Raw genomic sequence first — 12,473 nt, forward strand, 5'->3', positions numbered from 1 at the left:
AGCGTTCGGCGGTTGATCTCCGTGGCGCTGCAAGGCCTTTCGAACAGAAAGCCTTGAGCTGGTGAGCTGTGCGATTCAATCGTCAGCATCGACCAGGCGCTCGCCCACGCGACGTCGAATCGAAGCCGCGCACACAGAACACCGGGCCTTACCAACAATAATTAAGGGGCCTCCCGACATGCAGACATGGCAACAGCTCTACACACCGCTTGGCAGCCTCGGCCTTTCCGCCGCAGCCGCACTGATCCCGATCGTATTCTTCTTCCTGGCACTGGCCGTTTTCCGGCTCAAAGGCCATATCGCGGGCAGCATCACCCTGGCGCTGTCGATGCTGGTGGCGATCTTCGCCTTCCAGATGCCGACCGATATGGCGCTGGCAGCCGCAGCCTATGGATTCGCCTATGGACTGTGGCCCATCGCGTGGATCATCGTGGCGGCCGTGTTTCTCTACAAACTGACGGTCAAGAGTGGTCAGTTCGAGATCATTCGCAGCTCGGTCATGGCCATCACCGATGACCAGCGTTTACAGGTATTGCTGATCGCCTTCTGCTTCGGTGCCTTTCTGGAAGGTGCGGCGGGTTTCGGCGCACCGGTCGCCATCACCGCCGCCTTGCTGGTGGGCCTCGGCTTGAACCCGCTCTACGCCGCCGGCCTGTGCCTGATCGCCAACACTGCGCCGGTTGCGTTCGGCGCGCTGGGCATTCCGATCATCGTGGCAGGCCAGGTCTCTGGGCTGGATGCGTTCAAGATCGGTGCGATGGCAGGTCGTCAACTGCCCTTTCTGTCGATCTTCGTGCCGTTCTGGCTGATGTTCATGATGGACGGTGTACGCGGCGTCAAGGAGACCTGGCCAGCGGCGCTGATCGCAGGCACCACCTTTGCGATCACCCAATTCCTGACCTCCAACTTCGTCGGCCCGGAACTGCCGGACATCACGTCGGCACTGGTCAGCATCGTCTCGCTGACGCTGTTCCTTAAGGTCTGGCAGCCGCAGCGCGCATCCGACACAGTCGTAGTCAGCAGCGGCTCGGCAGCGATCATGGGCGGCCCGGGCGGATTCAACAAACCCCGCTCCTCAGTCGCATCGCCCTACAGCCTCGGCCAGATCATCAAGGCATGGTCGCCGTTCCTGATCCTGACCGGCATGGTCACGATCTGGACACTGAAACCGTTCAAGGCGCTGTTTGCCGCCGGTGGCGCCCTTCAGGCCTTCACCTTCAACATTCCGGTGCCGCATCTGGATCAGTTGGTGATGAAAACCGCCCCGATTGTCGCGAACGTGACGGCGATGCCTGCGGTGTACAAGTTCGACCTGATCGCCGCTTCGGGCACCGCAATTCTGTTCTCGGCCATCATCGCGATGCTGGTCCTGCGCATCACGCCGAAGATTGGTCTGACCACTTTCAAGGAAACCCTGGTTGAGCTGCGCTGGGCAATCGTGTCCATCGGCATGGTGCTGGCCTTTGCCTTCGTCATGAACTACTCGGGCATGTCCTCGACCCTGGCGCTGGTTCTGGCCGGAACAGGCGCGGCGTTCCCGTTCTTCTCGCCGTTCCTTGGCTGGCTGGGCGTGTTCCTGACCGGTTCCGACACCTCGGCCAACGCACTGTTCGGTTCGCTGCAGGCCACCACCGCCCACCAACTCGGCGTCAGCGACGTGTTGATGGTCGCGGCCAACTCCAGCGGCGGTGTGACCGGCAAGATGATCTCGCCACAGTCCATCGCCGTAGCCTGCGCTGCGACCGGGCTGGTCGGCAGGGAATCTGACCTGTTCCGCTTCACGCTTAAACACAGCCTGTTTTTCGCCACCATCGTCGGCTGTATCACCTACGCCCAGGCGTACTGGTTCACCGGCATGCTGGTTCATTGATGCCTGAATGAAGCACCACTGGCGCCGAAATGACCCGTCGGCGCCAGCCATTCATAACCGGGCCCACCCGGAGACTCAAACTGATGAGTACGCTTTTTCACAACGCCGCACCCAACCCAACAGCCAACGCCACCCGCGTCGCGCCTGCTCGCCATGCGCCGCGTGAATACCCGACCGACAAACCGCAACGCGTTTATCTGTTCGGCACCTGCGTCGTGGACCTGTTTTTTCCGGACGCTGGAATGGACGCCATCCACCTGCTCGAACGCGAAGGCATCGAAGTGGATTATCCACAGGCGCAAAGCTGCTGCGGGCAACCGGCCTACACCTCGGGCTACACCGATCAGGCTCGCGAAGTCGCCCGCGCCCAGCTCGCGTTGTTCAAGGGAGACGATCCGGTTGTCGTACCGTCCGGTTCTTGCGCCGGCATGTTTCGCGAACATTACCCCGACCTGTTCAAGGACGAACCCGAGATGCTCAAGCACGTCCAGCACCTCGCCGCCCGCACCTATGAACTGACCGAATTCCTGCTGCACGTCTGCAAGACGCGCCTGAACGACCACGGCCAGCCCACCCGCATCGCCCTGCACACCTCATGCTCGGCACGCCGCGAAATGAACACCCACCTGCACGCCCGTGAACTGCTGGCGCAACTGGGCAACGTCGAGCGCGTCGATCACGACCATGAAAGCGAATGCTGCGGCTTCGGTGGGACCTTCAGCGTGCGCATGCCGGACATTTCCGGTGCGATGGTCGCCGACAAGACCCGCGCATTGAAGGAATCAGGCGCCGACCAGATCCTCACTGCAGACTGCGGCTGCCTGATGAACATCAACGGCTCGCTGGAAAAACAGCGCGAATCCATTCGCGGCCAGCATCTGGCGAGCTTTCTCTGGCAACGCACCGGAGGTCAGCGATGAACATGCAGACCCGCATTCCCGCCGTCGAAATCCATCAGCCGGACTTTCGCGAGCGCGCCCATGAGGCGCTGGGCGATCCGCAACTGCGCGGCAATTTCCGCCGCGCCATGGATTCGCTGATGACCAAACGCGCAGCGGCGTTCAGCAACCCGGATGAGCGCGAAGACCTGCGCTCGCTGGGCAACGCCATACGCGCCCGCGCCCTCTCCAAACTGCCCGACCTGCTGGAGCAACTGGAACGCAACCTGATCCGCAACGGCGTGCAGGTGCACTGGGCGGAAACGGTCGAAGAAGCCAACGCCATCGTGATGTCCATCGTCGAAGCCCATGAAGCGAAACAGGTGATCAAGGGCAAGTCGATGGTCAGCGAAGAAATGGAGATGAACGACTTCCTCGGCGAGCGCGGTATCGAGTGCCTGGAAGCGGACATGGGCGAATACATCGTGCAGATGGACCACGAAAAGCCCTCGCACATCATTATGCCCGCCATCCACAAGAATGCCGGCCAGGTCGGCAAGCTGTTCCATGACAAGCTCGGCGTGGAATACACCACCGACGTCGATCAGTTGATCCAGATCGGCCGTCGCGTGCTGCGCCAGAAATTCTTCGAAGCCGACATCGGCGTCTCGGGCGTCAACTTCGCAGTCGCGGAAACCGGGACGCTGTTGCTGGTGGAAAACGAAGGCAACGGCCGCATGGTTACCAGTGTGCCGCCCGTGCACATCGCCGTGACCGGGATCGAAAAGGTCGTCGAAAACCTGCGCGATACCGTGCCGCTGCTGTCCTTACTGACCCGTTCCGCCCTGGGCATTCCGATCACCACCTACGTCAACATGATCTCCGGCCCGCGCAAAGCCCATGAACTGGACGGCCCGCAGGAAGTACATCTGGTGCTGCTGGATAACGGTCGCAGCCAAGCATTTGCCGACAGCGAACTGCGCCAGACACTGAATTGCATTCGCTGCGGCGCGTGCATGAATCACTGCCCGGTCTATACCCGCGTCGGCGGTCATACCTATGGCGAGGTCTATCCCGGCCCCATCGGCAAGATCATCACGCCGCACATGGCAGGCCTGGCGAAAGTCCCGGATCACCCCAGCGCGTCGTCCTTGTGTGGCGCGTGCGGCGAAGTCTGTCCGGTGAAGATTCCGATTCCGGCGCTGTTACGGCGTCTGCGCGAAGAAAACGTCAAAGCGCCCGATGCGCCAAACCGGGTCATGCGCGATCAAGGCAGCAAGTTTTCGCGCAAGGAGCGCTTTATCTGGAACGCCTGGTCGAAGCTCAACACCTCGCCTGTGATGTATCGCCTGTTCGGCTTTTTCGCCACCCGGCTGCGCAGCCTGACACCCGGCAACGTCGGCCCGTGGACGCAAAACCATAGTGCACCGAAACCCGCCGCCCGCTCACTGCACGAGCTGGCCCGCGAGCATCTGACACGCAAGTCTGGAGACCAGCCATGAATGCCAGGCACAACATCCTCGCCAAACTGCGCAACAGTCTCAGCGGCACCACACCGGTGGCCGACAATTTCGACGAGGCGTTGGTGACCGAGCCGTGGCGCTACGCTCCGGAAAGTCGGGTCGCCCAACTGCGCAAACTGATGGAAGCCGTGCACACCGAGATTCACCTGTGCAGCGATCAGGACTGGCCGCGCCGGCTGGGCGAACTGGTCAAGGACCGCCAGCTACCCAGCCTGCTGATTGCGCCGGGCACGCCACACGGACGCCGGGTCAGCGAGTATTGGGCCATACAACCCGATCTGCCCGCGCTCAAGGCCTATGACCGGCCCAGCGAAGAATGGAAAAAAGATCTTTTCGACGACACGCCCGCCAGCTTCACCACCACCCTGGGCGCAATCGCCGCCACCGGTAGCCTGATCATCTGGCCCACCCGCGAAGAGCCACGCCTGATGAGCCTAGTGCCACCGGTGCATTTCGCCCTGCTCAAGGCCAGCGAGATCTACGACAACCTCTACGAAGCACAGCTCAAGCAGAACTGGTCGGGCGGCATGCCGACCAACGCGCTGCTGGTGTCCGGCCCGTCTAAGACCGCCGACATCGAACAGGTCCTGGCGTATGGCGCTCATGGTCCCAAAGACCTGATCGTCCTGATCGTGGAGGACGCATGAGTCTGCCCGCTGCATTTCTGGACAGCGTCCGCCGTCTGATCCCGCAGAAGCGTCGCTTCGATGACCCGCTCTCGACCCTGGCATTCGGCACTGACGCCAGCTTCTACCGCCTGATTCCGAAACTGGTGATCCGAGTCGAGTCCGACGACGAAGTCATCGCGCTGCTCAAGCTGGCCCAAGCCGAAAAGGTCGCGATCACCTTTCGCGCCGCAGGCACCAGCCTGTCCGGTCAGGCGATCAGCGACTCGGTGCTGTTGGTGTTGGGCGACAACTGGAACGGCCGCGAACTGCGCGATCAGGGAACGCAGATCCGCCTGCAACCGGGCGTCATCGGCGCGCAGGCCAATGCCTGGCTGGCACCGTTCGGACGTAAGATCGGCCCGGACCCGGCCTCGATCAACGCCTGCAAAATCGGCGGCATCGTCGCCAACAATGCCAGCGGCATGTGCTGTGGCACGGCGCAAAACACCTATCACACGCTTGCAGGCATTCGTCTGATTTTGGCCGACGGCACCCTGCTCGACACCGAAGATGCCAACAGCGTCGCCGCATTTCGCGCCAGCCACGCGGACCTGCTGAACAACCTGGATCGCCTGGCACGAGAAACCCGCGCCAACACCGAACTGGCCGCCAGAATTCGCCATAAATACCGCCTGAAAAACACCACCGGCCTGTCACTCAATGCGCTGGTGGATTTCGACGAACCGCTGGATATCCTCAGCCATCTGCTGGTCGGCTCCGAAGGCACGCTGGGGTTCATCAGCGCCGTGACCTACAACACAGTGGTCGATCACCCACACAAGGCGTCGGCGCTGATCGTGTTTCCGGATGTAGAGACCTGCTGCAACGCCGTCACCGTCCTCAAAACCCAGCCGGTGGCTGCCGTCGAACTGCTCGACCGACGCAGCCTGCGCTCGGTGCAGGACAAACCGGGCATGCCGGGTTTCGTGCGAGAGCTGTCTGCAAACGCCTGTGCCCTGCTGATCGAAGCCCGTGCGGCTTCCCGCGTCTTGCTCGATGAACAACTGCTGCAGATCATGGCGTCAGTGGCTGCCTTCCCGGTGGAAAAGCAGGTGGACTTCACCCACGACCTATTGGAAAACGCCCGCCTCTGGGCCATCCGCAAAGACACCTTCCCTGCCGTCGGCGCCGTACGCCAGACCGGAACCACGGTCATCATCGAAGACGTGACCTTCCCCATCGAACAACTGGCCATGGGCGTGCGCCGCTTGATCGAGCTGTTCGACAAACACCACTACGACGAAGCCATCCTGTTCGGCCATGCACTGGAGGGCAACCTGCACTTCGTCTTCACGCAAGGCTTCAACAACCCCGATGAAATCGCCCGCTATCAAGCGTTCATGGACGACGTAGCGCAACTGGTTGCGGTTGAATTCGGCGGCTCGCTCAAGGCCGAGCACGGCACCGGTCGCAATATGGCGCCCTTCGTCGAGAAGGAATGGGGCAGCGACGCCTATCAACTGATGTGGCAACTCAAACGCCTGCTCGACCCCAGCGGCATTCTCAACCCTGACGTGGTGCTCAGCACCGATCCGCACATTCATTTGAAACACCTGAAACCGATGCCCGCCGCCGACGAGATCGTCGATAAATGCATCGAGTGCGGCTTCTGCGAACCGGTCTGCCCGTCCAACGGACTGACCCTCAGCCCGCGACAGCGCATCGTCATCTGGCGCGACATCCAGGCGAAAAAGCGCGCCGGAACCGACACCCGACAACTGGAGCGCGACTATCACTACCACGGCATCGACACCTGCGCCGCGACCGGCCTGTGCGCCCAGCGCTGCCCGGTCGGCATCAACACCGGCGAGCTGGTGAAAAAGCTGCGCAGCCAGGAAGCCAACCACAGCAAAACCGCAACCTGGCTGGCGCACAACTTCAAGACCGCCCTGCAAGGCGCACGCTTCACCCTGCACGCCGCCAATGGCGCACGCATGCTGTTGGGCGCACCACGGCTCGCGAAACTGTCGGCGTCGTTAACCAAACTGTCGGCCGGACGCGTCCCACAATGGACACCTGCCATGCCCCAGGCTGAACACTCGATCCGCTTCACCGCGCCGGTCGACGACCAGCGCCCACGCGTGGTCTATCTGGCTGCCTGCGTATCCCGCATCATGGGGCCTTCCGCAGGCGACAGGGAACAGTCATCACTGCTCGACAAAACCCGCAGCCTGCTGGAAAAAGCCGGTTACCAAGTGGCGTTCCCCGACGATCAGGACAACCTGTGCTGCGGCCAGCCGTTCGCCTCGAAAGGCTACAACGAACAGGCCGAAGACAAACGCAGACAGTTGCTCGCTGCTCTGACCAAAGCCAGCCGCGGCGGCCTCGACCCCATCTATTGCGACACCAGCCCCTGCACCCTGCGCCTGATGCAGGACCTCAAGGACACACGCCTCGACCTGTACGACCCGGTGCGCTTCATCCGCACCCACCTGCTGGACAAACTCACCTTCACCCCGCAACAGGAACCCATCGCCGTCCACGTCACTTGCAGCACCCAACACCTGGGCGAAAGCCAGGCGTTGATCGACCTGGCCAGGTTATGCAGCGTAAACGTCGTCATCCCGGAAGGCATTCACTGCTGCGGCTTCGCGGGCGACAAAGGCTTCACGACACCGGAACTGAACGCCCATTCGCTGCGCACGCTCAAGGATGCCGTGCAGTTCTGCCACGAGGGCATTTCCACCAGCCGCACCTGTGAAATCGGCCTGTCGCAACACGGCGGAATCGACTACCACGGGCTGGTGTATCTGGTGGATCGCGTGACCACGGCCAAAACGCATGATCAAGGCATAAAGCCGTAGATCGCCCCATTTTGGTGCCTCATGTGCACCAGATGGCTTTTTCGCATGAGCCTGAAAATAAATAGAACCCCTGCGTTTCACCACAGTCCATCTTCTAGGCCCGGCGACTGAACGGGCTCTCAAAAACCTCGGGCGACGGCACCATTGACCGGCCACACCGAGTCCACAGGCTATAAGGAGAGACACATGAAGCGTACCGCCCTCACTGGATTGTTCCTCAGCGCTGCACTGTTGGCTTCGCCGGTTTTTGCTGCAGATGACCTGTGTGGCGCGAACCTGCAATCCCTCAAGGATGCGCAGACTTCGTCCGGCACCAACCTGAGCCCCGACGTGAAAGAAATGCTCGAAAAAACCGAGAAAGATGCCATGGCTGCGAAGGCAAAAGGCGATGAGAAGAAGTGTGTCGAACTGACCACCCAGACGCTCACCCGCCTGAAAGGCATCGGCTCGGGCAGCGAAGGCGCCAGCAAGTAATCATCCCCACAAGGCCAGCCGTCGCGGCTGGCCTTGACGGACGCAACACATGGGTCGACGTGCCTCGCCGATTGGCGTACACTCCGCCCAGCGACTGCGAAAGCAGTCTCGGGGCCGATTAGGATTCGACGCCGGTGATGAAACTTTAGGTGCATGCCGAGTTGGTAACAGAACTCGTAAATCCACTGTTGCAACTTTCTATAGTTGCCAATGACGAAACCTACGGGGAATACGCTCTCGCCGCGTAAGCGGTGCTAGCCTTCCTTCTGGTAGCTTCGGCTCCAGCAATCATCAGGGGATGCCTGTAAACCCGAAATGATTGTCATATAGAACAGGATCGTCGCCTAGTACGTTGTGGACGAAGCGACTAAAACTTACACAACTCGCCCAAAGCACCCTGCCCGTCGGGTCGCTGAGGGTTAACTTAATAGACACGGCTAAGCATGTAGTACCGACAGCGGAGTACTGGCGGACGGGGGTTCAAATCCCCCCGGCTCCACCACTTGATCAACTAAAGACGTCCACGGACGTCTTTTTTTGTGCCTGAAATCCAGTAAATACGAGGCCTCCAGCGCTTTTTCGGTCTTTCGAGAGTTTTTGAGTTCCAGCCATTCGGGTATTCCAGACGGTATTCCCGCCCATCCGGTGCTAATCTTTGGAATACCGAATCAGTGCTTGAGGACAATCTCATGCCGGCTAAAACCCTCCGCCTCTCCGATCGACAGCTCAAGGGAGTCAAACCCGCGTCCAAGGATTACGTCCTCACCGACGGTGACGGTTTGCAGCTCCGCGTACGCAGCAACGGCTCGTTACTGTGGAATTTCAACTACCGCGAACCGGTGACCAAGAAGCGCATCAACATCGGCTTCGGGACCTACCCCGAGTTGTCGCTGGCGAACGCACGAAAGATGGCAGTCGAAGCACGCGAGCTGCTCGCCCAGGGCATCGATCCGAAGGTGCAGCGCAATACGTTGAATGAAGCCAAGCGCGCGGAAACCGAACACACCTTCGAGAACGTGGCCACCGCCTGGTTCGAGCTCAAGAAAGACTCGGTCACCCCGGCCTACGCCGAGGACATTTGGCGGTCGCTCACGCTGCATTTGCTCCCTGACTTGAGGACGACGCCACTCGCGAAAATCACCGCGCCGATGGTGATCGGGTTACTTCGTCCAATCGAAGCTAAAGGCAGCCTGGAGACGGTCAAGCGCCTTAGTCAGCGTCTTAACGAGATCATGACCTACGGCGTGAACTCTGGCCTGATCTTCGCCAACCCGCTCAGCGGTATCAGGGCGGTTTTCAAGAAGCCCAAGAAAGAGAATATGGCTGCGCTTCCACCCGAGGAGCTCCCCGAGCTCATGCTGGAGATCGCGAACGCCAGTATCAAACGCACTACCCGTTGCCTGATCGAATGGCAGTTGCACACTATGACTCGCCCCGCCGAGGCGGCAACTACTCGCTGGGCAGACATCGACTTTGAAAGGCGTGTCTGGACCATCCCGCCGGAGCGGATGAAGAAGCGCCGCCCACACAGCATCCCGTTGAGTGATCACGCTGTCGCACTGTTGGAGTCACTGAAGACTCACAGCGGCCATCGCGAATACGTCTTCCCGGCAGACAGAAATCCGCGCACCCACGCCAATAGCCAAACGGCCAACATGGCGTTGAAACGCATGGGCTTCCAGGACCGCTTGGTCAGCCACGGCATGCGCTCTATGGCCAGCACCATCTTGAATGAACATGGGTGGGACCCGGAACTCATTGAGGTCGCATTGGCGCATGTCGACAAGGATGAGGTGCGCAGCGCCTACAACCGAGCCGACTACATCGAGCGCCGACGCCCGATGATGGCGTGGTGGAGTGAGTACATTCAGAAAGCCGCCACCGGTAGCCTGCTCGCCTCAGCATACGGCCAAGTCAGAGACAAGAACGTGGTGCCGATACGCTAGCGCTGTGCAGGCGCAATAACGGCAGCAACAACTGAGCGTTCAAGATTCAGGGCGAGCAGCCTCGCTTATCCGCTTCTCAGCGCGGGTCCATCCAAACAGGGCTGCAAAGCCGCCCTGTTTGGATGGACCTTACTTTGAAGAGCTAAAAGCGACCACGTTTTCCAGGATTTACCACGGAATTCCACCAGTGGATAACCGTTCTTCAAGTCCAAAGTAGCGCTGAATTTTGAACCTTGACCGGTTTTATCCACAAGAGTAAAACTGGCCGTGCAAGCGCTGTCGATGACAGCAACCCAGGTGGCCCGAACCTTGAAGGTCACGCCGCTCTCGTGGTGGTTCTCCCCCAAATGGCGATTCGCATCCGGCAGTTCGCCCGGTCACCTCCCCGGTGATGGATGCCTACTTCAGATCATGGCCCTCGTGCGCCAGACAACACCTCCTACTTCGCTGCCCTGCAGCAACCTATCCGCTTGGCCGAATCTTGCGCCAACCTGTGCCCGTCTCTTTCTTCTGGAAAGAGACGGGCACTTCTAGCACTGCTGCAGCCCTGATCGCACATGGCTTTGCGGCATTCCCCCTCGTGACAATCGGCGTGACAAACGCCGATGTCACCAGCAACAGCCATGCAGATGACGGTGCCGCAGACCAGGGAATGGACTGCACCTGACTGACAGTCAGGCATGCCCCCGTCATCGCACCGCTGCGTTTACCCGGCTCAGGATCTCGCGGCACTGGTCTCGTCAGCCAGTGCAGCCTCCACCCGCCCACCGGTAACGGTGCTCAGGAGGCCAGATCATGAGATGCCCTTGCTCCCGGTCGTAAGGAGCCGTCAGTCCCGCGTAGAGGACATCCCCACAGGTCGCAGGGGCCTTGATCCCTGATAACACTCAGCATTCTTGGCGGGATGACGTGGGGCGAGGATCGGAGAACGGAGGATGAGGTGATCGATATGGCATTGGTGGGTAGACGCAATGGTCGTAATTTCGGCTACGGTAGGCAGTTGAGCTACGCGGGGCCGCAAGCGCTGAAAGACATGTTCGGCGGCGGTCACTACGGCACGGTCAAGGCGCACTGTGATCGGTGGCAGGCATTCGTAAAGTGGTGCCGTTCCGAACAGGGGCCCGGTATCAATGATGCGCGGCAGATTGATCGCAGGGTGTTGGCCGACTATGCAGCTTATCTGCGCGACGTTGTTGGACGCGGTGACCTAGCCATCAGCACCGCACAAAACCGACTATCCAGCGTTAACAGGACCATGGCGGCTCTTCGCGGTGATCAGTACGTAAAGATGCCAAGCCCGAGCAAGGCGCTGGGTATGCAGCGCACTGGGATTCGCCAGTCGGTGCCTCAGGGCCAGGACCGTGAACAGGTGAGGCAGATCGTCGATACGCTTTGCCGCCATTATCAGCTACGCGCCGCCGCGATCGTTCTGTTGGCGCGAGCCACAGGCATGCGCTTGCGTGAGGCCATCTTGGCTGATCTGCCTCGGCTAAGCCGTGAGGCAAACGACCTAGGCAAAATTAACATTCAGGATGGCACCAAAGGCGGCCGCGCCGGTGCCTCGGCGCCGCGTTGGATTGCGGTTGACTGCCATGTTCGAGATGCGCTTAGGTTTGCACGGCAGATTTCGCCTGCGGGTAGCCGCAACCTGATTGCGCCACACGAAAGCTGCCTGAGTCTTCTGCAACAAATCATCCGCCCTGCGCGGGACATCCTGCATTCGCAGAACCTCAAAGGCTTCCATGAGTTACGAGCGGCATACGCATGTGAGCGCTATGAGCAAATCACCCAACACTGCGCTCCTATCAACGGTGGCCAATGCTGCCTGACAGATAGGAACCTTGATCGTGAAGCCCGAAGGCAAATCAGCTATGAGCTGGGGCACTGTCGGATCGACGTGGTCGCTGCCTACATTGGAGGGCGGACATGAGTAAGCAATTCGACATGGAACTGTTCTTGGCTGGAGTGCTGACGGGGTCGCAGGCAACCCAGCAACGCCATGTGCGCCAGGCAAAGATCATGCAGGCTGAAATCGCGAAGCGCTGGCAACGAGAGACACCTTGGGCTTGGCAGAGAAAGCACGTGGCTTGGTTTCTCGAGCATCGCTTAGATCAACGCAGTGAAGCGACGCGGTATTACTTTTTGCTGAGCGCGCGTCTGCTCGCTCGCCGCTTGAAAAAGACATGGGCATTCAACCTTTCGCGTGGATAAGGCTTTTGCTAGCCCTAAACGTCAAGCAATCGACCCATTCCACTCAGCCATGGAAGGAAGAACCGGCAATGCAGACGATTGCTTGAGCACAATGTCCAC

10 protein-coding genes and 1 other RNA gene are annotated in these 12,473 nt (G+C 60.2%); 10 read left to right on the forward strand and 1 reads right to left on the reverse strand.

Annotation, left to right across the window (positions count from 1 at the left end; translation table 11 throughout):
* Positions 1 to 178 precede the first annotated feature (178 nt).
* From QRN20_RS15350 to QRN20_RS15385, 8 genes are all read left to right on the forward strand, one after another.
* A complete protein-coding gene (locus QRN20_RS15350; protein ID WP_285360697.1) occupies positions 179 to 1,870 on the forward strand; it encodes a lactate permease LctP family transporter in 1,692 nt (563 codons plus the stop codon).
* Between the two features lie 83 nt (positions 1,871 to 1,953).
* Positions 1,954 to 2,790 (forward strand): (Fe-S)-binding protein, encoded by an 837-nt coding sequence (locus tag QRN20_RS15355; RefSeq protein WP_122559346.1) that lies wholly within the window; start codon positions 1,954 to 1,956, stop codon positions 2,788 to 2,790.
* Positions 2,787 to 4,250 carry a LutB/LldF family L-lactate oxidation iron-sulfur protein gene (locus tag QRN20_RS15360; protein ID WP_069143067.1) on the forward strand — a complete coding sequence of 488 codons (1,464 nt, stop codon included), beginning with the start codon at positions 2,787 to 2,789 and terminating at the stop codon, positions 4,248 to 4,250. Before QRN20_RS15355 ends, QRN20_RS15360 begins: the two co-directional genes overlap by 4 nt.
* Positions 4,247 to 4,918, forward strand: coding sequence for a LutC/YkgG family protein (locus QRN20_RS15365; protein ID WP_285360701.1), 672 nt, complete (start codon positions 4,247 to 4,249; stop codon positions 4,916 to 4,918). Before QRN20_RS15360 ends, QRN20_RS15365 begins: the two co-directional genes overlap by 4 nt.
* The gene (locus QRN20_RS15370) at positions 4,915 to 7,743 is read left to right on the forward strand and encodes an FAD-binding and (Fe-S)-binding domain-containing protein (protein ID WP_285360702.1); all 2,829 of its coding nucleotides are present in this window, start codon (positions 4,915 to 4,917) and stop codon (positions 7,741 to 7,743) included. Before QRN20_RS15365 ends, QRN20_RS15370 begins: the two co-directional genes overlap by 4 nt.
* Positions 7,744 to 7,929: 186 nt before the next feature.
* Complete coding sequence (locus tag QRN20_RS15375) at positions 7,930 to 8,217, forward strand: PA2433 domain-containing protein (RefSeq protein ID WP_029242078.1); 288 nt, start codon at positions 7,930 to 7,932, stop codon at positions 8,215 to 8,217.
* A 110-nt stretch (positions 8,218 to 8,327) separates the two neighbouring features.
* Positions 8,328 to 8,719, forward strand: a transfer-messenger RNA (tmRNA) gene (gene ssrA / locus QRN20_RS15380).
* A 187-nt stretch (positions 8,720 to 8,906) separates the two neighbouring features.
* A complete protein-coding gene (locus QRN20_RS15385; protein ID WP_285360704.1) occupies positions 8,907 to 10,163 on the forward strand; it encodes an integrase domain-containing protein in 1,257 nt (418 codons plus the stop codon).
* Between the two features lie 65 nt (positions 10,164 to 10,228).
* Here QRN20_RS15385 and QRN20_RS15390 read toward each other — a convergent pair whose 3' ends face one another.
* Complete coding sequence (locus QRN20_RS15390) at positions 10,229 to 10,483, reverse strand: hypothetical protein (RefSeq protein ID WP_192002483.1); 255 nt, start codon at positions 10,481 to 10,483, stop codon at positions 10,229 to 10,231.
* 629 nt (positions 10,484 to 11,112) lie between these two features.
* Between QRN20_RS15390 and QRN20_RS15395 the strand changes: the two genes are divergently transcribed.
* Together QRN20_RS15395 and QRN20_RS15400 are read left to right on the forward strand one after the other, a co-directional pair.
* Positions 11,113 to 12,093, forward strand: coding sequence for an integrase domain-containing protein (locus QRN20_RS15395; RefSeq protein WP_285360790.1), 981 nt, complete (start codon positions 11,113 to 11,115; stop codon positions 12,091 to 12,093).
* Positions 12,090 to 12,374, forward strand: a complete 285-nt coding sequence (locus QRN20_RS15400; RefSeq protein ID WP_192002484.1) for a hypothetical protein — start codon at positions 12,090 to 12,092, stop codon at positions 12,372 to 12,374. The genes QRN20_RS15395 and QRN20_RS15400 overlap by 4 nt, the downstream gene beginning before the upstream one ends.
* The last annotated feature ends 99 nt before the right edge of the window (positions 12,375 to 12,473 follow it).

The sequence above is a fragment of the Pseudomonas sp. fls2-241-TYG-175 genome (genome assembly GCF_030209155.1).
GTDB classification, from domain to species: Bacteria; Pseudomonadota; Gammaproteobacteria; order Pseudomonadales; family Pseudomonadaceae; genus Aquipseudomonas; species Aquipseudomonas viridiflava.